We start from the raw sequence: 20,761 nt of genomic DNA on the forward strand, positions 1-20,761 counted from the left end.
CAGCTGCTCCTGGTGGCCGGGGTGGGGGCCTTGCCGCTGACGGGGTGGCTGGCCTGGTTCTTCGCGACCACGAAGGTGCCGGACGACCTGAACTCCTTCGCCACCCAGCAGAACAACGTCTACTTCTGGGCGGACGGCACCGAGATGGCCCGCATCGGCGAGACCAACCGGCAGGAGGTGCCGTTGGAACAGGTGCCGGAGTCGGTGCGGTGGGCGGTGCTGGCCGCCGAGAACGAGACCTTCTACTCGGATCCCGGGATCTCGGTCAAGGGCATCGGCCGCGCGTTCTGGTCGATGCTCTCGGGCGGCGACACCCAGGGCGGCTCGACCATCACCCAGCAGTACGTCAAGAACATCTACCTGAACCAGCACCAGGACTACGCGCGCAAGCTCAGAGAGGCTGTCATCGCGATCAAGCTGGACGACCGGATGAGCAAGAACGACATCCTGGCCGGCTACCTGAACAGCAGCTGGTTCGGCCGCGGCAGCTACGGCATCGAACGCGCCGCCGCGGCGTACTACGGCAAGGACGTCTCGCAGCTCGACCCCAGCGAAGGCGCCTTCCTGGCCGCCCTGTTGAAGGGCGCGGGGCAGTACGACCCGGCGCTCGGCGCGGAGAACCGGAAGAGGGCCGAGGAACGGTGGTCCTGGATCCTGGACCGGGAGGTCGAGGTCGGAAAGCTGTCCCGCGCCGAACGCGCCCGGTACACGGTGTTCCCCGAGCCCAAGGCCCAGCCGAAGTCGGCGGGCCTGGGCGGCCAGGTCGGGTACCTCGTCGACACGGCCCGGTCCTACGTGGAGAGCCACAGCGACATCACGCCGGCCCAGCTGGACCTCGGCGGCCACCAGATCTTCACCACCTTCGAGAAGCCCAGGGTCGACGCGCTGGCCGTCGCGGTGCAGGAAGCGACCAAGGGGATCGACCCCGACAATCGCGAGGCCGACAAAGCCCTGAAGGTCGGTGCCGCCTCGGTCGGCCTCGACGGGAGGATCGTCGCGCTCTACGGCGGCCCGAACTACCTGAAACAGGGCTTCAACAACGCCAACACCTCGACGGTGCCGATCGGTTCGGCCTTCACCCCGGTCGTGTACGCCACCGGGCTCAGCCAGGGCGTCCAGCGCGGACGCGGCGGCAACCGCACCCCGATCACGCCCACCACCACCTACAACGGGGACAACGGGGTGAACGTGATGACCCCGGAGGGGCCGTACTGGGGACGTGACGGCAAGATCGTGAAGACCGCCAACGACGGCAAGCGCGACTGGGGCCCGGTGAGTCTGAGAAGTGCCGTGGAGCAGTCCGTCAACGGGCCGATGATGCAACTCGGCATGGACATCGGCCTGGACCGGGTCCAGAAGACCGCCGCCGACCTCGGCCTGCTCCCCGGCAGCATGGGCGAACTGGTACCGGCCTTCGCGGCCGGCAACTCCACCCCCAGCGCCATCAGGACGGCGGACGCGTACACCGCCTTCGCCGCCGGCGGGAACCGGACGGACCCGTACTCGGTGCTCCGGATCACCCGCAACGGCGCGCCGCTCGCGCTGCGCCTGCCGGCCGCCGCGCGGGCACTGCCGGCGGCGGTGGCGGGCGAGGTGGACGCCGCGCTCAAGGGTGCCGTCCGCGGCGGGAGCGCCACGCCGGCGGCGGAGGCCGGCCCGGACCTGGCCGCGAAGCCCGGCACGACGGCGGACCGGACGGCGGGGTGGATCGTCGGCTACAACGGGCAGCTGTCGACGGCGGTCACCGTGTTCCGGGCGGACCTGCGGGACATGAAGCTGCTCTCGCTGGAGGGACTGGGCGGGGCGGCGCCGGAAACCCCCGACTCGGCGCTGCCCGCGCGGATCTGGACCTCGTACATGAAGGCGGCGGGCGGGCCGGCGGGCGGGCGGTAGGCCGGGCCGGGCGGCTGCGGAGCCCGCAGCCGCCCGGGGCCGGTCACTTCACCAGGCGGGACCAGTCGGCCGGCTGCCCGGGGTCGAGTTGGCGCAGTTTGTCGAGCACCTTGGGGTCCTGGGCGTCCAGCCAGTCGGCGACCTGGCGGAAGGAGACGCAGCGCACCTCCTCGCGCTTGCAGACGCCCTTCATCACGTCCTCGATGGCCTGCATGTAGATGCTGCCGTTCCAGTCCTCGAAGTGGTTGCCGATGAAGAGCGGCGCCCGGCTGCCGTTGTAGACCCGCTCGAAGCCGGCCAGGTAGCCGTCCCGGGTGTTCTTCTCCCACTCGTCATACTTCTTCGGGTCGCCCTTGGTGGTGTTCCCGGACTGGTTGGCGAGGAAGTTGAAGTCCATCGAGAGGACCTGGGCCGACGTGCCCGGGTAGGGCAGCATCTGGAGGGGGAAGTTCCAGATGCCCTCCTTCTTGACGGGCCAGACCTGGAACTCGCCGGGCGAGCTGGCGTCGTAGCGGAAGCCCGCCGCCTTCTCCGCCGGGAGCAGGTTCTTCTGGCCCTCCAGGCAGGGGGCACGTCCGCCGACCAGCTCCTTGGTGTAGTCGAAGGGAAGCGGCGGGAGGTCCTTGTAGCCGGTGTTGGTCTTCCAGTTGGTGACGAAGGAGACCGCCTGGTCGAGCTCGCTCCTCCACTCGTCGGTGGACCAGTCCCCGCCGCCACCGCTCTTGGGGCCGCAGAAGTGCCCGTTGAAGTGGGTGCCGATCTCGTTGCCGTCCTGCCAGGCCAGGCGCAGCTGCTCCAGCGTGTCCTTGAGATGGCCGTCGGTGGCGAAGTCGATGGCGGTGGCGCCGACGTCGTGCTGCGGCGGGTGGTAGAGCGTGCGCTTCGACTTGGGCAGGGTGTAGATGCCGCTCAGGAAGAACGTCATCTGGGCGTTGTTCTCCAGGCCCAGCTTGCGGAAGTGGGAGAACTGGTGGTCGTCGCCCTCCAGAGCCCCGTCCCAGGAGAAGACGACGAACTGCGGCGGCTTCTCACCGGGCTTCAGCTTCTCGGGCACGGGCTGCTTGGGCTGCGGCCCGGTGTCGGAGGTGGAGCCGTCACCCAGCACCTTGACCTGGCCGTCCCAGGTCGGCACCGGGGTCGGGGTGGGGGCGGGGGTGTCGGAGGGGGCCCCACTCGGGGTGGTGGGTGCGGGGCTCGAGGGGGTGGTGCCGGTGGCGGTGGGTCTGCTCCTGGTGTCGGAGCATCCCGTGGTCAGGACGAGAGCCGAGACGACCCCCACCGCCAGCAGACCGGTCGCGCCACGAGCAAGCCGCACCGTACCTCCGAAAATCGCCCTGAAGTTCGATCATTAGAACACCTTGATCGACGTGTGAGAGGGCGGGAAAGGTTGCGCCTGCCGAGGTGAACCACCAAGCGGCGGGCCTACGTTGAACGGTGTCCGAGACTCCGCTGGAACGCCTCGGCAGCCGCGAGAGTGTAGAAGCGCCGGATCCGGTCCGAGGAACCGGGAACGCGGACGTAGTCGTTGCGAACCTGGTCCCAGAGGGCCCAGCACTCCAGGGTGAAGAAGTGCGGGCTCCGGGAGTCGATCACGCGGATCTCGAGCTCCGTGGGGGTGGTGGGGCCGTCGGTCATCGCCGCGTCGCCACCTGGATGAACCCGGAGGCCTTCTCCACACGCTTGGATAAGTCGTCGAACTCGCCCTCGATCGGCGAGATCGCGGCCTTGTGGGGGACGAGGATCGCGCCGGCCTGCCTGTCGAGGACCCGCTGCAAGGCGGCCCGGAGCATGGGCCGGTGCTCCGGCCCCTTCCGGTTCACCTCGTCGTCCACCACGATCAGGTCGATGCCCCAGTCGAAGGCCCCGGCATAGGCCTCACACACGCTCAACTCGCGCTCGGGGAAGCCGGAACCGCTCCGCGCCAGGTACATCACGACCCGGAAGGGCGGGGTGGGGTTGTCGCAGGACGTGGGACTGGCCATCGTCCACTCCTCTCCGTAGTAACTCGACTACCAGGTGTGCCCACTGTCGGCTAAGCTTGGCAATCGTTCAACTTGCCTGCGTCTCAAGTGGAATCGGGTGTGAGCTTTGAACCGCAGAGAGCTTGATCCAACGTCATCCCCGCGAGAGTCCTTCGGCGCCCTGCTTCGCAGCTCGCGCGAGGCACTGGGCTGGACCCAGCAAGACCTGGCCGCAGCCATGGGCTACTCGGACAGCTACATCTCGGCGGTGGAAACAGGCCGCAAATCCACCAGCCGAGCCTTCGTCAGGGCGGCCGACAAGGCGCTCGGGACGGGCCAGACGCTGGAGCTGATGTGGCTCGGGATGAGGCGCAAGGGGTTCTTGGAGGGCTTCCCCGAGCATGCCGCGCAGGAAGCCCGGGCGTCCGAGATCAGGATTTACGAACCGAACCTCGTCCCCGGGCTCTTCCAGACCAAGGCCTACGCATCCGCGATCGAGGCGGCGGCAGTGCAGCGGGGGAGTAGTACGCCTGACCAGGCCGAGGAGCGAGTGAAGTTCCTCATGAAGCGGCAGGGGCTTCTCAAGCGTGCCAAGCCGCCGGTCATCCATGCAGTGATAGACGAGAGTTGCATCCGGCGCCCGGTGGGCGGCGCTGGGACCATGCGTTCCCAGCTCGATCACCTGGTCGAGATGGTGATGAAGCCCCATGTGATCTTTCAGGTGGCTCCGTTCGCCATGGCCGAGCATGCCCCGTTCCGCGCGTTCGTCACCTTGCTGACGTTTGCCGACCGTTCGGTGGTCGGCTACACGGAATCTGCGGACCACGGCTTTGTCGTGCGGGAGGACAGGACTGTCAGGGAGTGGGAAACGGCCTACCATCGGTTGCAGGTGGAAGCGCTGACCAGAGCTGCTTCCCTTGACCTGATCCGCAAGGCCCGAGAGGAACTTTGACCCATGATCCGGCCAGACCTGTCCCGCGCTTCCTGGTTCAAGTCGTCGCACTCCGGCAACGGCGGTTCCTGCGTCGAGGTCTCGCCCGACTTCCCCGGCGTCGTTCCTGTCCGCGACTCCAAGGACCCGGAAGGGCCCGCGCTCGTCTTCCCGATCGGTGTATGGCGGTCCTTCGTCGCCGCCGCTGCCGCAGGCGAGTTCGGCGGCAACTGACCGCCGTCGAACGCTTCGTCACGAACGTGACCGGTATCCCGCGATCAGGCTGAAACCTTGTCGCGTCGTTCGTCGACCTTGTCACGGGAGTGATCGAGGTCGACGGGTGCGTGGAGGGAAACGCCAGGGCTGGGCCCGCCTCCGCCCCCAGAACCCGACCGTTGCAGAGTGAACGACTCTTCGCGGGAGGGGGCGTGTGAATGAGTACAAATCCCGCTGATGCGTTAGTGGACCGTCTGACCGCCATCGCGTGGACCAACATGGAGGGTCACAACGCGCATTCGATCTCGATGTCCCGGCTGATGGTCGAATATCTCCGTCGGGCTTCGCTCTGGGCCGAGGTGCTGGGCGGTCCGCCGAAGTGGCCCATCTTCGACATCGCCGGAGCGCTCGCCCCGGAGATCCAGGTGGACCCCGAGGTGGCCGAGCGGCTTGAGGAGTTCCTCGTGGCGCATGTCGGCGGCATCTCGACCGAGAACGCCTGCCGTGCGGCCGTGCGGTGGGCAACCCTGCGGGACACTCCGGGAGTGCAACTACCGGACCTGCCGGATCCGTTCGAGCCTCTCATCGTCATGTACGAGCGGGGCGGAGAACTCGTCCCCGACGAGAGCTGGGCCTTCAACTTCGGTATCCGCCGAGTGCAGATCAAGCCCTGGCGTGAGCACCTCTCCGCAGAGCCCGCCATCGCCCTCGACCCCGCCACCCTGGACGCCCTGGACGCTGCGGAAAGCGGCCTCTGATTCGCGTCGCGCCCGTGCGGACGACCCCCTGGGCCGGGTGGCCCGGGGGGTTGTGGCATTGACAGGGGCAGCTCTCGGTTGAATGCTAAGCAAGCGCTTAGTCAATCCCTGCCGATCCGAGGAGCCGCCCGATGCCCGAGACTCCCGTCGACCCGCCCGGCCTGGACCTGGCGCGTCTCCGTGTCCACCTGGACCGTGAGCTGCCCGGGACTGTCCAGGGGCCGCTGCGGGCCGACCTGATCGAGGGGGGCCGGTCCAACCTCACGTACGTCCTCTCCGACGGGGCCTCCCGCTGGGTACTGCGGCGGCCGCCGCTCGGGCACGTGCTGGCCACCGCGCACGACATGGGCCGCGAGTACCGGGTGATGTCGGCCCTGCGGGGCACCGGGGTGCCCGTCCCGCGCATGCTGTTGATCGACCACACCGAGGACGTCCTCGGCGCGTCCTGGTACCTCATGGAGCACGTCACCGGCACCGCGCACCGGGACGCCGCCCCGTTGGCCGCTCTCGGGGAGCAGCGGGTGCATGCGCTGGGGCAGAGGCTGGTCGACACCCTGGCCGCCCTGCACCGGATCGATCCGGCTCAGGTGGGGCTGGAGGACTTCGGCCACCCGGACGGCTACCTGGAGCGCCAGCTGCGCCGCTGGTCCAAGCAGCTCGCCGCCTCCCGCAGCCGCGAGCTGCCCGAGATGGACCGGCTGCACGCCCTGCTCGCCGAGCGGCTGCCCGTCTCGCCCGCGCCCGCCCTCGTGCACGGCGACTACCGGCTCGACAACGTGCTGGTCGATGAGGATGACACCATCGCCGCGGTCCTGGACTGGGAGATGTCCACCCTCGGCGACCCGCTCACCGACATCGGCCTCCTGGTGATGTACACCGAGCTGGCCGGCGTCGGCGGCGGCATCATCCCCTCCGCGATGACCGCCCCCGGCTTCCCGAAGCCCGACGAGATCGTCTCCCGGTACGCCGAGGCGACCGGCCGCGAGGCCGCCGACCTGGACTGGTACGTGGCCTTCGCCTCGTTCAAGCTCGCCGCCGTCGCCGAGGGCATCCACTTCCGCTTCCAGCAGGGCCGCACCCTCGGCGCGGGTTTCGAGCGCGCGGGCGAGATGGCCCCGATCCTCGCCCGGCACGGCCTGAGCACCCTCAAGGAGAACTGACCGATGGACTTCGCCTACGACGCCCGGACCGACGAACTCCGGGCCCAGCTGCTCGCCTTCATGGACGAGCACGTCTACCCCGCCGAGGCCGTCCTCGCCGCCCAGCTCGCCGACCCGGCCCGCGCCCCCTGGACGATCCCTCCGGTCGTGGCCGAGCTGCAGGCCGAGGCCCGCAAGCAGGGCCTGTGGAACCTCTTCTTCGTGGACCAGCAGGGCGTGCCGGGTGAGCGTGGTGCCGGCCTCACCAACCTGCAGTACGCCCCGCTCGCCGAGATCACCGGCCGCAGCCCGCAGTTGGCGCCGCCCGCGCTCAACTGCGCGGCCCCCGACACCGGCAACATGGAGCTGCTCGCCCAGTTCGGCAGCGCCGCGCAGCGCGAGCGGTGGCTGCGGCCGCTGCTGGACGCCGAGATCCGCTCCGCCTTCGCGATGACCGAGCCCGAGGTGGCCTCCTCGGACGCCACCAACATCGCCACCCGGATCGAGCGGGACGGCGACGAGTACGTGATCAACGGCCGCAAGTGGTACATCACGGGCGCGATGAACCCGGACTGCAAGCTGTTCATCGTGATGGGCAAGACCGACCCGTCCGCCGAGCCGCACCGCCAGCAGAGCATGGTGCTCGTCCCGCGCGACACCCCGGGCGTGACGGTGAAGCGCGGCATGACGGTCTTCGGCTACGACGACGCCGACCACGGCGGCCACGCCGAGGTGTTGTTCGAGGATGTCCGCGTCCCGGCCGACCACCTGATCGGCGAGGAGGGTTCGGGCTTCGCCATCGCCCAGGCCCGGCTCGGCCCGGGTCGGATCCACCACTGCATGCGCGGCATCGGCATCGCCGAGCGGGCGCTGGAGCTGATGTGCCGCCGGGCGAGCGAGCGGGTGGCCTTCGGCAAGCCGCTCGCCGAGCAGGGCGTGGTCCAGGACTGGATCGCCGAATCACGCGTGCGCATCGAGCAGTTGCGGCTCCTCGTCCTCAAGACCGCCTGGCTGATGGACACCGTCGGCAACCGGGGCGCGCACACCGAGATCCAGGCGATCAAGATCGCCACGCCGCGCACCGTCGAGTGGATCCTGGACAAGGCCGTCCAGGCCCACGGCGCCGCCGGCGTCAGCCAGGACACCCCGCTCGCCCAGCTCTGGGCCGGCAACCGCACCCTGCGCCTCGCCGACGGCCCGGACGAGGTGCACAAGCGCTCGCTGGCCCGCCGGGAGCTGAAGAAGTACCGCTAGGCGGGGGAGGGGGCGGCCCGGCAGCCCCGGGCACGGGTCACCCCCGCATGAAGCCGATCCTCCGGGAGGCGGTCGACTTCGCCGAGGCGCTCGGGCTGGACTGACCTGCCGTCCGGGGAGCCGACGCGGCACCGGAGGTAGCCCTTAGGGGTGTCATACCCGGGTATTCAGGGGCTGGTTGGCTCCCTGGTATGACGGCGGAGGCCCGTCTCCGCCCGTAGTGTCCTGCGTGTTCGATCGATCGGCACGAGGAGACACATCATGGGCAGTGGGGGACGGGCCTTGGCGGCGGTTCTGCTGGCGGCGACGGCGGTGCTGGGCACGGTCGGCGCGCCCGCGGCGGTGGCGGCGGGGGAGGGCGGGAGCGCCGGGCAGCAGGCGCGGGCATGGCTGCCGGAGCCCACCGGGCCGTACCCGATCGGGACGACCTCGCTGCACCTGACCGACGCCGGCCGCGAGGACCCCTGGCAGCCCGGGCACCGACGCGAGCTGATGATCAGCCTCTGGTACCCGACGTCCCGCCCGGCCGGCCCCGCCGACCGCGCCCCGTACATGGAGCCCGCCGCCGGGGCGCACTTCGGCGGCGCCGAGGGCCTCGCCCGGGTCAACTACGGCACCGAGCCGGACCGCACCGACTGGTCGGGCATCCGCACCCACGCCCGCGAGGACGCCCCGGCGCTGCCCGGCGGCCGTCGCCCGGTGGTGCTGTACTCGCCGGGCCTCGGTGACCCGCGCACCTGGGGGACCGCGCTCGTCGAGGACCTCGCCTCGCGCGGCTACGTCGTGGTCACCGTCGACCACACCTACGAGGCCTCCGAAGTCGCCTTCCCCGGCGGGGAGTTGGCCTCCTCTGTGCTGCCCGGCATGCTCGGCCGGCCGGATCTGGACATCGGCGCCGTGCTGCGCAAGGCCCTCGCCACCCGAGTGGACGACACCCGCTTCGTCCTGGACGAGCTGGCCGGGCTGGGCGCCCGGAAGGGCCTGCCGGCCGGTCTGGCCGGGTCGCTCGACCTCGACCGGATCGGCATGGTCGGCCACTCGGCGGGCGGCTTCACCGCCCTCCAGGCCATGCACGACGACCCGCGGATCGCCGCCGGGATCAACCTCGACGGCCAACTGCACTTCCCCGGCCCGGACGGCCACACCGGCGTGTTCCTGCCCAGCGTCGCCGAGGACGGCCTGGACCGGCCCTTCCTGCTGATGGGCACCGGCAGTGACGACTCCGGGGACTACCGCAAGCAGCCCGGCTGGAACGCCCTGTGGCAGCACAGCACCGGCTGGCACGCCGACCTCACCCTCACCGGCTCCCGCCACGGCTCGTACACCGATGCCCAGTCCCTGCTGCCGCAGCTCGCCCGGCAGGGCGCGCTGACCAAGGAGCAGCTGCGCTCGGACGTCGGCGACATCCGCCCGGGCCGCGCCGAACTCGCCACCCGCTCGTACGTCGCCTCCTTCTTCGACCGCTGGCTGCGCGACCACGACGACCACCTGCTGGAGGGCCCTTCGCCGCGCTTCCCGGAGATGGCGTACGAGGGTTAGTGCACCGGCCGGCGGCGGGATTTTCTGACGCTGATTCACCGATCGTCGGAGTCGCCGGAAAGTGGTGATCCGCCGAATGCGGAACAGTATTCCGATCCACATTCAGTGAATGAGCTACGCGCGTTGATCCGCGTTCATCCCACCCCGGCCATCTGCGCCTTTACCTGCATGGACGCGTTTCTTAATCAGTCCTTACTCTTCGCCGTTGACCAGTGTTCATCAGTACTGCTTTCCTTCTGCCCAGCAGACGGCGCCGAGTCGACGGACAGTCAATTCCGAGTGGGTGAAAGACCCCGAACGGAGTCGACTCCCGGCGGAATTCGCCGTTGCTCCCTTCCCCACAAGGGATCGTTCGCGGCCTCCCCCTAGCCGCAGGGCGATCGGCAGAAGAGAGGCACCCTCACCCATGGGTCACTCCCCCAGAATCGGACGCGCGAAGTACGCGGCGCTCACCGGAATAGCGTCGCTCGCGCTCGCCGCCGCCGGCCTGGCCGGCGCGGCCGGCCCGGCCTCCGCGCAGGACATCTCCAGCTCGCAGGGCAGCACCGGCAACGAGTTCAACCCCTGGAGCCCGCAGAACGGCCACCCGTACCGGCACGGTGCGGTGCCGGGCATGTCCCAGCACGAGAACTACAAGAAGTGGCTGGACGCCCACAACCAGGCCGCGGCCACCGGTCAGCAGACGCTGTCCTACGGCGGCGGCGTCGACGGCATCGGCGTGCAGAGCGGGCACTCGAAGGTCTACCTGATCTTCTACGGCACCCAGTGGGGCACCCAGAGCACCGACGCCAACGGCAACGCGAAGTTCACCAACGACTCGGCCGGCGCGGCCGGTGCCACCCAGCAGATGTTCAAGGGCATCGGCACCAACGGCGAGACCTGGTCGGCCGACCTGACCCAGTGGTGCGACGGCCCCAACGTCGCCACCGGCGCCGTCAGCTGCCCGTCCAACGCCAACTTCATCCCGTACCAGAGCGGCGGCGTGCTGTCCGGCGTCTGGTACGACAACGCGGCCGCCTCGCCGAGCCAGGCCACCGGCAACCAGCTCGCCCAGGAAGCGGTCAAGGCCGCCGGCCACTTCGGCAACACCACCGCCGCGGCCAACCGGGACGCCTACTACATCGTCCTGTCGCCGCACGGCACCAACCCGGACGACTACCAGAACCCCAGCACCGGGTACTGCGCCTGGCACGACTGGAACGGCGACACCACCCTCACCGGCGGTGCGGCGAACTCGCCCTACGGCGACATCGCGTTCTCCAACCAGCCGTACAACATCGACGCGGGCGCCAACTGCGGCGTCGGCTTCGTCAACTCGCCCGGTACGCTGGACGGCTGGACGATGACCCTCGGCCACGAGTGGCACGAGATGATGTCCGACCAGAACCCGGCCGGCGGCTGGACCAACCACGTCTCCGGCAGCAGCTACAACGGCCAGGAGAACTCCGACGAGTGCGCCTGGATCCGGCCCGGCAGCACCGGCGGCGCCGCCAACATCTCCTTCGGCTCCTTCGGCAGCTACGCCGAGCAGGCCAGCTGGTCCAACGACACCAACTCCTGCGCGATCTCGCACGCCATCCTGACGCACGGCAACACGGTCACCGTCACCAACCCGGGCAGCCAGACCGGCACCGTCGGCACCGCGGCCAGCCTGCAGATCAACGCCAGTGACTCGGCCTCCGGCCAGACCCTGACCTACTCGGCCACCGGCCTGCCGGCCGGCCTGTCGATCAACTCCTCGACCGGCCTGATCTCCGGCACCCCGACCGCCGCCGGCACCTCCAGCGTCACGGTCACCGCCACCGACACCACCGGCGCCACCGGCAGCACCAGCTTCGGCTGGACCGAGTCCACCAGCGGTGGCGGCGGCAACCCCGTCGCCAACGGCACCTTCGAGACCGGCAACCTGACCGGCTGGACCGCCGCCGGCACCACCTCCGCCACCACCGGCGCCGCCCACAGCGGCAGCTACGGCGCCATGGTCGGCTCCGCCAACCCGACCGGTGACTCCTCGCTCGCCCAGACCTTCACCGCGCCGACCGGCTCCAGCAAGCTGTCCTTCTGGTACAGCAACACCTGCAACGACACGGTCACCTACGACTGGGCCACCGCCACCCTGAAGGACAACACCACCGGCACGACCACCACGGTCCTCGCCAAGACCTGCACCACCACCGGCAGCTGGACCAACAAGACGGCCACCGTCACCCCGGGCCACTCCTACACGCTCACCCTGAGCAACCACGACGACAACTACCCGGGTGACCCGACCTACACCTACTACGACGACGTGACCGTCTCCTGACGATCACCGCGCCGAACGCACCGGGGTGGGCCCAGCGCCCGCCCCGGTGCCGTTTTCCGTCTGTCCGTCCGTCCGTCTGTCCGCCTGTCTGTCCGTCCGTCTGTTCGGAGGGAACCGGGATCCGGGGTCGGGATCCGGAATCGGGAACCGGGATCGGGAATCGTGGATCCGATCAGGCCCCCGGTGCGTCGAATCGACACCGTCAGCACCGCTCACCCACCGGTACCGCTCGCACACCGGCAGAAGGAACCACCGTGAACCTGAGAAGACCCGCCACCCTGGCCCTGGCCGCCGCCCTGCTCACCCTGGCCGGCTGCGCCTCCACCGGGACGAGCCCCTCGGCGACCGCCCCCGCCGCGACCACCCCGAGCCCGGCGACCGTCACGGTGGACGAGCACGCCGACCACACCACCGTGAAGGTCGCCGTCGGCACGACCATCACGCTCGCGCTCCACAACACCTACTGGTCCGCCGCCGCCAGCTCCGCCCCCGACGTCGTCACCCCGAACGGCACCCCGACCACCGCCCCGTCCCCCTCCTGCCGCCCCGGCGGCGGCTGCGGCACCGTCACGGCCTCCTTCGCCGCCCACGCCCCCGGCAGCGCCCACCTCACCGCCACCCGCACCAGCTGCGGCGAGGCCCTCAACTGCCCGCCCGAGCAGCGCGCCTACGACGTCACGGTCGAGGTCACCGGCTGAGGTCCGCGGGGGACCCGCCCGTCAGGCCGGCCGGGACAGCCGGGACAGCCGGGCCGGCCAGGACGGTCGGGGAAACGTCAGGACGGCCCGGCAACGTCAGCACGGCCCCAGCAAGGTCAGGACGTCGTGGCGGCCCGGTCGGACGCGCTGCGCAGAACGCAGAATTCGTTGCCCTCGGGATCGGCGAGGATCGCCCAACCGGAGCCATCGGGATTCCGGTGATCGCTGACGAAGGTGGCGCCGAGGCCCAGCAGCCGCTCCACCTCCTGCTCACGCGAGGTCTCCGGGCGCAGGCACAGATGGATCCGGTTCTTGACCGTCTTGGCCTCGGGCACCTGGTTGAAGTACAGGACCGGGCCGTCCGCCAGCATCACCTGAGCCTCCGGAACACCCGGTTCGTCCTCCGGATGCAGCGGCCGGCCGGTCACCCTGCTCCAGAACCGGGCCAGCTCGTAGGCATCCGCACAGTCGATCGCCACGTTCTGCAGTACTGAGACCATGCGGGTGAGCCTTCCCGATTTCCACCCCGGATGCCACCGGGTTCCTGCTCGTTCCGCCCCGCCGTAAAATTCTTTCGCTCAGCAGGCAACCCGGTGCGTCGCCCATCGCGTTCAGCAGCCGTGAGGATGACACGACGGACCCGGCCGACCAGGCCGCCACAGCTGACGGGAACGGCACGGCGCCCGGGCCCTGGCCCGCTGATTGGCACTGCTGAGCGGCCCCGCCGAGCGGCCCCGCCGAGCGGCACCGTGGCGCGCGAGGGGCGAGCCCCGGCGCAGGTCCTACCGGATCTCCGAGCCCGGATTGGCCTCGTCCCAGTCGCGACGGGAGGCGACGATCGCGTCGTGGTGGCCGTAGGACCAGTCCGCCATCGCCCGGACCAGGTGGGTCAGGCTGTGGCCGAGCGGCGTCAGCTCGTACTCCACCTGCGGCGGGACGGTCGGGTGGACGGTCCGTGACACCAGGCCGTCCCGCTCCAGGCGGCGCACCGTCAGGGTCAGCATGCGCTGCGAGATCCCCGGCAGCGCGCGCTGCAGCTCACGGAACCGCCGTACGCCCTGGGCGAGTTCGACGACGGTGAGGACCGACCACTTGTCGCCCAGACGGTCCAGAAGGTCGCGGATCCCGCAGTCCACGCCGTCCTCGCACCAGACCACCGGGCGGGGGGTGGTTACCGCGCTGTGCCCTGCTGACATGAAAGTGCCTCCTTATGCCGAACGCCCAGGCTATCGAGGATGGTCACGTCGCCGACCGCCGATCACCCCTGGAGGAACCCATGCTGCTCGTCACCGGTGTCAACGGAGGTCTGGGCGCCCTCGTGCTGGAGCGCCTCGCCGGACGGGAAGGGGTCGTGGCCGGCTCCCGCACTCCCGAGAAGGCGCCGGGCGGCACACCCGCCCGGCTGGTGGACTTCGATCGCCCGGACACCTTGGCCGAGGCCTTCGCCAGGGTACGGACCCTGCTGCTGATCTCGGCCGGCGCCGCCGAGGACGATGTGGTGATCGCCCGGCACGGCGCGGCGATCGAGGCGGCGGAGCAGGCGGGCGTCGGGCAGGTGGTCTACACCAGCCTGTCGGGCGACGGCGACCACCTGCCGTTCGCCCTCGCCCACCGCTGGACCGAGCGGCGGCTGCGCGAGTCGGCATCCCTGCGCTGGACGGTGCTGCGCAACGGGCTGTACGCGGAGTTGCTGGCCGCGGTCGCCGCACCGGACCCGGACGGGGTGATCACCGCGCCGCTCGGGGACGGGAAGCTGGCGGCCGTGGCCCGCGCCGACCTCGCCGAAGCGGCGGTGAACGTGGCTCTGGCGCCGGAGGAGCACACCGGCCGGACGTACGAGCTGGTGGGGGAGCGGGCGTTGGGCGGTGCGGAGGTGGCCGAGGCGCTCGGCGCCGAGTACCGGCCGGGCCGACTGGCCGAAGCCCGTACGGCGGTGGCGGCCTCGGACGCGCTGGACTTCCAGGTGCCGATGGTGGTGGCCACCTACTCGGCGATCGCCCACGGCTTCCTGGCCGGGCCGGGCAAGCCGGGCGACCTCGCGACCCTGCTCGGCCGCCCGCCCCGCCCGGCCCTGGAGGTCATCGCCGCCGGGCGATGAGGCCGCTCGGGCGGTCACGGTCTGTCGTCACACCGCCGGTCCCGGATCGCCGTCGGTTCCGGATCGCCGTCGAGAAGCGAGAAGCGAGAAGCGAGGCGCGAGGCGCGAGGCGCGAGGCGCGAGGTGTGCGGCATCAGCCCGGAGCCCGGTCCCGGCCGACTGGGCCCAGGACCGGACTCCGACCCGATGGAGCGTCAGACAGTGGCCTCCGCCTCGGCCTTGGCGACCCAGTCGGGAAGCGGTTCGCGGCAGGCCAGCCACTCCTGCGGTACGTCGGCGAGGCCGGTGCGGGCGGCGACCACACCGCCGGTGATGGCGCAGGTGGTGTCCACGTCGCCCAGGCCCTCGGCGGTGGTCCACAGGGCGTCGGTCAGGCTGTCCAGGTGGTGCGCGGCGGACCACAGCGCGAAGGGGACGGTGTCGCCCGCCCGGATCTGCTGCCCGTTGCCCAGCAGGTCGGCCGCCCGCCACGGCTCGGTGCCGGCGGACAGCCCGGCGGCCCGGTGCAGCCCGTCGCGGACCTCGCCGGCCGGTGTGCGCTCGGCGACCTCGGTGAGCAGTTCGGCGCCGGTGAGGGCGAGAGCGGGAGCGGGTGCGGGCCCGGAGCGGCCGCGCGCGGCGAGGGCTGCCGCCAGGGCGACGGCCACCGCCCCGGCGACGCCCTCCGGGTGCGCGTGGGTGACCTCGGCGGACAGCGCCGCCTGCTCCGCCGCCTCGTCCAGGTCGTCGTGGAACCAGGCGCCCAGCGGGGCCACCCGCATCGCCGCGCCGTTGCCGAGGCTGCCCTGGCCGTCGAACAGCTCCCGCGCCTCGGTGCGCCAACTCCCGGGCGCCTCGGCCAGCTTGGGCAGCAGCAGGTGCATGCCGTGCCCGTAGCCGCGGCCCGAGTCCGCCCGGTAGGAGGCCCCGAAGGCCCGGGCGAGCCGCTCCTGGTGGACCGCGTCGAAGGCGGTCAGGATCCCGTACACCGACAGCGCCATCGCGGTGTCGTCGGTCCAGTGCCAGGGCCCTTCCTCCGGCGTGCGCCGGGCCCGGATCTGCTCGAACGCCTCCTGGGGCGACCGGAAGAGGGGGAACCAGCGCTCCCCGAATCCGTCCCCGAGGGCCAGGCCCTCCAATGAGTCGCGAGCGGCGGAAAAGGATGTCATCCCGGCATCCTGGCAGGGCCGTGGTGCCCGCGCAGCCGGATTACCGGCCGGGCAGCCGGTTCCGCCCGCGCGGGCCGGGGTCAGTCGCCCAGGACGGCGATCCGGCCCGTGCTCAGCCCGTCGGCGACCCGCTGGACGGCGTCCGCGGCCCCGGCCAGCGGCACCCGGGCGCTCACCAGGGGGCGGACCGTGCCCTGCTCGGCGAGCTTGGTGAGCTCGTCGTGCGCGGCGCGGACGGCGCGCGGGTCGTGGGTGTTGTAGAGGCCCCAGTGCAGGCCGAGGATCGCGTAGTTCTTCACCAGCGCGTGGTTGAGCCCCGGCGCCGGGATCTGCCCGGCGGCGAAGCCGACCACCACGATCCGGCCCTCGAAGGCGACGCACCGGGTGGAGCCGGTGTAGGCGTCGCCGCCGACCGGGTCGAAGACCACGTCGGCGCCGCGCCCGCCGGTGGCCTCCTTGACGGCGGTGACGAAGTCCTCGGCCTTCCGGTCCACGACCAGGTCGGCGCCGAGCGCCCGCGCGGCCTCCGCTTTCGACGGCCCGCCGACCACCGCGATCACCCTGGCCCCGGCGGCCCGGCCGAGTTGGACGGCCGCGCTGCCGACGCCGCCGGCCGCCGCGTGCACCAGCAGCGTCTCGCCGGAGCGCAGCCGGGCCCGGCGGTGCAGGGCGAACCACGCGGTCTGGTAGCCGATGTGCAGTGCCGAGGCTTCGGCGTCGTCCAGCGCCTCGGGTGCCGGGAAGGCGGCCGCGGCGTCCAGCAGCGCGTACTCGGCGAAGGCGCCGTGCGGCAGCACCGGGTTGCCGATCAGCCGTTCGCCCTGCCTCGGCCCGTCCGCGACCTCGCCGCACAGCTCCACTCCGGGCGTGAACGGCAGCGGCGGGCGCACCTGGTACTGCCCGCGCACCATCAGCGCGTCCGGGAAGTTGACGGCGGCGGCCCGCACCCGGACCAGCAGCTGCCCCGGGCCCGGCACCGGTCGCGGCACGTCCTCGACGAGCCGCAGCACCGCGGCCGGCTCACCGAGCTCTCCCACCTGCCAGGCCCTCACAGTGCCTCACTCCTCTCCAGTCCCTGCTGGAGCCGGTTCATCCCGGCGATCCAGCGGTCCGGTTCGGTGGCCCGGACCCGGTAGTACTCGGCGACGTCGGGGTGCGGCAGGATCAGGAAGCGGTCCTCGAGCAGCCCGGCCAGGGCCGCCTCGGCGACGTCCTCGGGGTCCAGCGCGGTCGGCGCGAGCAGGGCCTCGCCGACCGCCCCGGTGGAGGCGAGCATGTCGGTGCGCACGCCCTGCGGGCAGAGCGCGTGCACCCGTACGCCCCGGTGGCGGTAGGTCGCGGAGAGCCACTCGGCGAAGGCGAGCGCGCCGTGCTTGCTGACGGCGTACGGGGCCGAGCCGAGCATGGTGAGCAGCCCGGCGGCGGAGACGGTGGACAGGAAGCGGCCCTCGCCGCGTTCCAGCCAGCGGGGGAGCAGCAGTTCGGCGGCCCGGACGTGGGCGAGCACGTTGACCTCCCAGGCGCTGGCCCAGGCGGCGGCCGGCGCGTCGGCCCCGCCGACGGGGGCGACGCCCGCGTTGGCGCACCACACGTCGATCTCGCCGAGGGCCGCGCGGGCCCGGTCCACGAGCGTGGCGAGGCCGGTGGCGGAGGCGGCGTCCCCGGGCAGGGCGGTGCCGCCGCAGTCCTCGGCGACGGCATGGGCGGCCTCGGCGTCGAGGTCGTTGACCACCACCCGGGCCCCGGCTGCGGCGAAGGCCCGGGCCAGCGCGGCGCCGATGCCCCGCCCGGCGCCGGTGACCACGACGCCCTGGTCGTGGAACGCCCCGGCCGTCACAGCCCGCCGCCGAGCGTGACCCCGCCGTCGACGACCAGGGTCTGGCCGGTGATCCAGCCGGCGTCCGGGGAGAGCAGGAAGGCGACCGCGCCCGCGACGTCCTCGGGGACGCCGAGCCGGCCGAGCGGGTAGGCGGCGGCGACCTGCTCCTCGCGGCCCTCGTACAGCGCCTCGGCGAACCTGGTCTTGACCACGGCGGGTGCGACGGCGTTGACCCGGATGCCCTGCGGGCCCAGCTCGGCGCCGAGTTCGACGGTGAGCCGGATCAGCGCGGCCTTGCTGACGCCGTACATGCCGATCCCGGCGGAGGCGCGGATGCCGGCGATCGAGGCGACGTTGACGATCGAGCCGCCGTGCTCGCCCATCCACGCGGCGTGTGCGCGGCGCGTCCAGGCCAGCGGGCCGAGCACGTTGACGGCGATGATCTTGGCGGCGGCGTCCTCGTCGGTGTCCAGGACCGGCCCGTAGACCGGGTTGATGCCGGTGTTGTTGACCAGGTGGTCGAGTCGGCCGAAGGCCTCCAGGGTGCGGGCGATCGCCTCCTCCTGGTGGGCCGGGTCGTCGGCCTTGCCCGCGACGGCGATGGCGTTCTCCGGGCCGCCCAGGTCCTGGACGGCCTCGGCCAGCGGTTCGGGGTTGCGGGCGGTGAGGCAGACCTTGGCGCCGCGGTCGACCAGTTCGCGCGCGATGCCGAGGCCGATGCCCCGGCTCGATCCGGTGACGACGGCCACCCGGCCCTTGAAGGAGTGCACCACGGAGCGTCCTGCCTTTCGTGCGAGGATCCGGCTTACCATCGCTGACTAAGCGCTTGCTCAGCATGGTGTCGGTGCGGGAGCCTGTCAACAGCCCGCCGACCCGGCCGGTGGGAAAGTTTGTGCGAGTCCCCGTGTGGGTTCTCTGGGAGGATGACGCCATGACGAGCACCCCGATGGCCGACCTCTGGCCGACCCTGCCCGGCGCCGATACCCGCCCCGAAGCGGCGTACCGGCTGCTCCAGGCGGCCGTCGAGTCGTTCGCGGAGCGCGGCTTCCACGCCACCACCACCCGGGACATCGCCACCGCCGCCGGGATGAGCCCGGCCGCGCTGTACATCCACTACCAGTCGAAGGCCGCGCTGCTGGCCGAGATCAGCCAGGCCGGGCACGCCGCCACGCTGGCCCTGGTGCGGGACGCGGTGGTCGGCGAGGGCGGCCCGGCGGTGCGGATGCGGCGACTGGTCGAGCAGTTCACCGCCTGGCACGCCCGGGCCCGGACGGTCGGCCGCGTGGTCAACTACGAGCTGCACGCGCTGCCCGAGGACGCCTACGCGGTGGTCGCCGCACTGCGGCTGGACATCGAGCGCGAGGTCAGCGCACTGATCGAGGCGGGCGCGGCGGCCGGCGAGTTCCAGGTCTCGGAGGTGCGGACGGCGGCCCGCGCGGTCACCTCGCTGGGCATCGACGTCTCCCGCTGGTACACCGACCGCTCGACCGAGACGCCCGAGGAACTCGGCCGCCGCTACGGTGAGTTGGTGCTGCGGATGCTCGGCGCCCGGATCTGACCCGAGCCCCGTCCGCCGACTGCCCGACCCCGCCCCGCCCCGCCCCGCCCCGCCCCGCCCCGCCCTTGACCTGGCCGGGCGCGGCGCGCAGACTCGTATACGAAGTACGTGTGCCTCGTAGGCGTACAGCGCTGGGAGCGGCACGCAGCGTCACACCGCGAGCCCTCCCCGACGCACTCCCACCGCAGCCCGACACTGCGGATCGAAGCAACCCATCTCCCACGGCGACCGCGCCCCCGACCGGCGGCGCCGAGGGGAGCGACCCCCGACCCGGGCCGGCCCGGCCGGCCCGTGCCGCCGCCACGGTGCGGCGGCACGGGAACGGCGCGCACTGCGTCGCGGCGCGGCCCGGGCGGTTGGAGAAGGGGAGGCGCAGTGATGCCCTTCCGACAATCGAATCCGGTCCGGCCCCGCTTCTGGCTGGAGACGGCCCTCGGCGGGCTGTCCGGACTGTTGTTCCTGCTCACCCTGGTGTGGCCGCAGTGGATCGAGACGCTCCTCGGCATCGACCCGGACGCCGGCAGCGGCGCGGCGGAGTGGCTCGTGGTCGCGCTCGCGGCCGCCGTCACCGCCGCCTGCCTGCTCGGCGCGCGGATCGAGTGGCGCCGGGCGCACCCTTCCTCGGTCCGCGCCGCGCGATGAGGGGGGAGGGAGATCGTCATGACTGACGCAACATCGACTGCCGAGCACGACCAGCTGACCGCACTCGTCCGGCAGGCCCCGCTCAGTTTCCGCGGCACCGTGACCAGGGTCGGCGGTACGTCCCTGGCGGCCGTTCCGGTCGAGGACCGCAACGAACGGACGGCGGTGGTGAAGGTGGACGAGGTGCTGCACGCGCCCGACGCCTTCCGGCAGCTCGCGGGCAGCGAGGTCACCGTCCAACTGGCGCCCGACGCCGATCTGCTCAAGGTCGGTGACACGGCCGCGTTCTTCACCCAGGGCCTGGTCTACGGCGAAGGCCTGGGTGTCACCGAGATCGGCCGGCTGCCCGCAGCGGCCGTCCAGTCCCACATCGCGCTCGCCGCGACCACCGCCGACGAGATGCCGTTCTCGTCGGTGCAGCGCAGGATCCGGAACGAGGACATCGTCGCGCACGCCGCCGTGGCCGACGCCGTGGTGGTCGCCAGGGTGGTCGGGCTGGAGGACCTCGGAAAGGAGGCCTACTCCGAGCATGCGCCGCACTGGTGGCGTGCCGCCCTCGACGTCTCGATCGTCCATCGCGGCGAGCTCTCCCCCGGGCGGACCACCGTCCTCTACCCGAGCAGTGTGGACGTCCGCTGGCGCGATGTGCCCAAGCCGGAAGCCGGGCAGGAGGCCCTGTGGCTCCTGCACGCGACGGAGAAGGGCAGCGAACTGGCCGCGGAGGCGCCGTTCCGGCTGCTCGACCGCGACGACCGCCAGCCGGCGCAGAAGCTCGCCGTACTGCGGGAAGGAAGGTGAGCCG

The 20,761-nt window shown here is 71.7% G+C and carries 22 protein-coding genes; 13 read left to right on the forward strand and 9 right to left on the reverse strand.

Annotated features, from left to right (window positions below; all coding sequences use genetic code 11):
- Positions 1–21 precede the first annotated feature (21 nt).
- Complete coding sequence (locus tag ACZ52J_RS15345) at positions 22–1,893, forward strand: transglycosylase domain-containing protein (RefSeq protein ID WP_465619234.1); 1,872 nt, start codon at positions 22–24, stop codon at positions 1,891–1,893.
- A gap of 43 nt (positions 1,894–1,936) precedes the next feature.
- Here the strand turns inward: ACZ52J_RS15345 and ACZ52J_RS15350 are convergent, their stop codons facing one another.
- The 3 genes from ACZ52J_RS15350 to ACZ52J_RS15360 form a co-directional block, all read right to left on the reverse strand.
- Positions 1,937–3,208, reverse strand: coding sequence for a polysaccharide deacetylase family protein (locus ACZ52J_RS15350; RefSeq protein WP_465618974.1), 1,272 nt, complete (start codon positions 3,206–3,208; stop codon positions 1,937–1,939).
- Between the two features lie 107 nt (positions 3,209–3,315).
- The gene (locus ACZ52J_RS15355; RefSeq protein ID WP_465618976.1) at positions 3,316–3,528 is read right to left on the reverse strand and encodes a hypothetical protein; all 213 of its coding nucleotides are present in this window, start codon (positions 3,526–3,528) and stop codon (positions 3,316–3,318) included.
- A complete protein-coding gene (locus ACZ52J_RS15360; protein ID WP_465618978.1) occupies positions 3,525–3,875 on the reverse strand; it encodes a recombinase family protein in 351 nt (116 codons plus the stop codon). Before ACZ52J_RS15360 ends, ACZ52J_RS15355 begins: the two co-directional genes overlap by 4 nt.
- Before the next feature lie 106 nt (positions 3,876–3,981).
- Here ACZ52J_RS15360 and ACZ52J_RS15365 point away from each other — a divergent pair, with 106 nt between their 5' ends.
- From ACZ52J_RS15365 to ACZ52J_RS15400, 8 genes are all read left to right on the forward strand, one after another.
- Positions 3,982–4,806: a helix-turn-helix domain-containing protein gene (locus tag ACZ52J_RS15365; RefSeq protein WP_465618980.1), complete on the forward strand. Its 825-nt coding sequence runs from the start codon at positions 3,982–3,984 to the stop codon at positions 4,804–4,806.
- Between the two features lie 3 nt (positions 4,807–4,809).
- The gene (locus ACZ52J_RS15370) at positions 4,810–5,019 is read left to right on the forward strand and encodes a DUF397 domain-containing protein (protein ID WP_465618982.1); all 210 of its coding nucleotides are present in this window, start codon (positions 4,810–4,812) and stop codon (positions 5,017–5,019) included.
- A 227-nt stretch (positions 5,020–5,246) separates the two neighbouring features.
- The gene (locus tag ACZ52J_RS15375) at positions 5,247–5,759 is read left to right on the forward strand and encodes a hypothetical protein (RefSeq protein ID WP_465618984.1); all 513 of its coding nucleotides are present in this window, start codon (positions 5,247–5,249) and stop codon (positions 5,757–5,759) included.
- Between the two features lie 131 nt (positions 5,760–5,890).
- Complete coding sequence (locus ACZ52J_RS15380) at positions 5,891–6,919, forward strand: phosphotransferase family protein (RefSeq protein WP_465618986.1); 1,029 nt, start codon at positions 5,891–5,893, stop codon at positions 6,917–6,919.
- Between the two features lie 3 nt (positions 6,920–6,922).
- Positions 6,923–8,152 carry an acyl-CoA dehydrogenase family protein gene (locus ACZ52J_RS15385; RefSeq protein WP_465618988.1) on the forward strand — a complete coding sequence of 410 codons (1,230 nt, stop codon included), beginning with the start codon at positions 6,923–6,925 and terminating at the stop codon, positions 8,150–8,152.
- 261 nt (positions 8,153–8,413) lie between these two features.
- Positions 8,414–9,691 (forward strand): alpha/beta hydrolase family protein, encoded by a 1,278-nt coding sequence (locus tag ACZ52J_RS15390; RefSeq protein ID WP_465618990.1) that lies wholly within the window; start codon positions 8,414–8,416, stop codon positions 9,689–9,691.
- 406 nt (positions 9,692–10,097) lie between these two features.
- The gene (locus ACZ52J_RS15395; RefSeq protein WP_465618992.1) at positions 10,098–11,996 is read left to right on the forward strand and encodes an Ig domain-containing protein; all 1,899 of its coding nucleotides are present in this window, start codon (positions 10,098–10,100) and stop codon (positions 11,994–11,996) included.
- Positions 11,997–12,250: 254 nt separating this feature from the next.
- Positions 12,251–12,694, forward strand: coding sequence for a hypothetical protein (locus ACZ52J_RS15400; protein WP_465618994.1), 444 nt, complete (start codon positions 12,251–12,253; stop codon positions 12,692–12,694).
- Between the two features lie 116 nt (positions 12,695–12,810).
- Here ACZ52J_RS15400 and ACZ52J_RS15405 read toward each other — a convergent pair whose 3' ends face one another.
- Both ACZ52J_RS15405 and ACZ52J_RS15410 read right to left on the reverse strand, forming a co-directional pair.
- Positions 12,811–13,194 (reverse strand): VOC family protein, encoded by a 384-nt coding sequence (locus ACZ52J_RS15405; RefSeq protein ID WP_360506981.1) that lies wholly within the window; start codon positions 13,192–13,194, stop codon positions 12,811–12,813.
- 282 nt (positions 13,195–13,476) lie between these two features.
- The gene (locus ACZ52J_RS15410; protein ID WP_360506992.1) at positions 13,477–13,890 is read right to left on the reverse strand and encodes a winged helix-turn-helix transcriptional regulator; all 414 of its coding nucleotides are present in this window, start codon (positions 13,888–13,890) and stop codon (positions 13,477–13,479) included.
- An 80-nt stretch (positions 13,891–13,970) separates the two neighbouring features.
- Between ACZ52J_RS15410 and ACZ52J_RS15415 the strand changes: the two genes are divergently transcribed.
- Positions 13,971–14,792 carry an NAD(P)H-binding protein gene (locus tag ACZ52J_RS15415; protein WP_465618997.1) on the forward strand — a complete coding sequence of 274 codons (822 nt, stop codon included), beginning with the start codon at positions 13,971–13,973 and terminating at the stop codon, positions 14,790–14,792.
- Between the two features lie 194 nt (positions 14,793–14,986).
- Here ACZ52J_RS15415 and ACZ52J_RS15420 read toward each other — a convergent pair whose 3' ends face one another.
- The 4 genes from ACZ52J_RS15420 to ACZ52J_RS15435 all read right to left on the reverse strand — a co-directional run bounded on the left by ACZ52J_RS15420 (position 14,987) and on the right by ACZ52J_RS15435 (position 18,532).
- A complete protein-coding gene (locus ACZ52J_RS15420; RefSeq protein WP_465618999.1) occupies positions 14,987–15,940 on the reverse strand; it encodes an ADP-ribosylglycohydrolase family protein in 954 nt (317 codons plus the stop codon).
- Positions 15,941–16,020: 80 nt separating this feature from the next.
- The gene (locus ACZ52J_RS15425) at positions 16,021–16,992 is read right to left on the reverse strand and encodes an NADPH:quinone oxidoreductase family protein (RefSeq protein ID WP_465619001.1); all 972 of its coding nucleotides are present in this window, start codon (positions 16,990–16,992) and stop codon (positions 16,021–16,023) included.
- On the reverse strand, positions 16,989–17,777 hold the full coding sequence (locus tag ACZ52J_RS15430) for an SDR family NAD(P)-dependent oxidoreductase (protein WP_465619003.1): 789 nt from the start codon (positions 17,775–17,777) through the stop codon (positions 16,989–16,991). Before ACZ52J_RS15430 ends, ACZ52J_RS15425 begins: the two co-directional genes overlap by 4 nt.
- Complete coding sequence (locus tag ACZ52J_RS15435) at positions 17,774–18,532, reverse strand: SDR family oxidoreductase (protein ID WP_465619005.1); 759 nt, start codon at positions 18,530–18,532, stop codon at positions 17,774–17,776. The genes ACZ52J_RS15430 and ACZ52J_RS15435 overlap by 4 nt, the downstream gene beginning before the upstream one ends.
- 158 nt (positions 18,533–18,690) lie before the next feature.
- On the opposite strand from ACZ52J_RS15435, the gene ACZ52J_RS15440 reads away from it, so the two are divergent.
- The 3 genes from ACZ52J_RS15440 (at position 18,691) to ACZ52J_RS15450 (ending at position 20,757) form a co-directional block, all read left to right on the forward strand.
- Positions 18,691–19,317, forward strand: a complete 627-nt coding sequence (locus ACZ52J_RS15440; protein ID WP_465619007.1) for a TetR/AcrR family transcriptional regulator — start codon at positions 18,691–18,693, stop codon at positions 19,315–19,317.
- Between the two features lie 378 nt (positions 19,318–19,695).
- Positions 19,696–19,959: an ABC transporter permease gene (locus ACZ52J_RS15445; protein WP_465619009.1), complete on the forward strand. Its 264-nt coding sequence runs from the start codon at positions 19,696–19,698 to the stop codon at positions 19,957–19,959.
- A gap of 18 nt (positions 19,960–19,977) precedes the next feature.
- Entirely contained in the window at positions 19,978–20,757 is a 780-nt protein-coding gene (locus ACZ52J_RS15450) for a hypothetical protein (protein ID WP_465619011.1), read from the forward strand.
- The last annotated feature ends 4 nt before the right edge of the window (positions 20,758–20,761 follow it).

The organism is Kitasatospora sp. NPDC034035 (assembly GCF_055575755.1).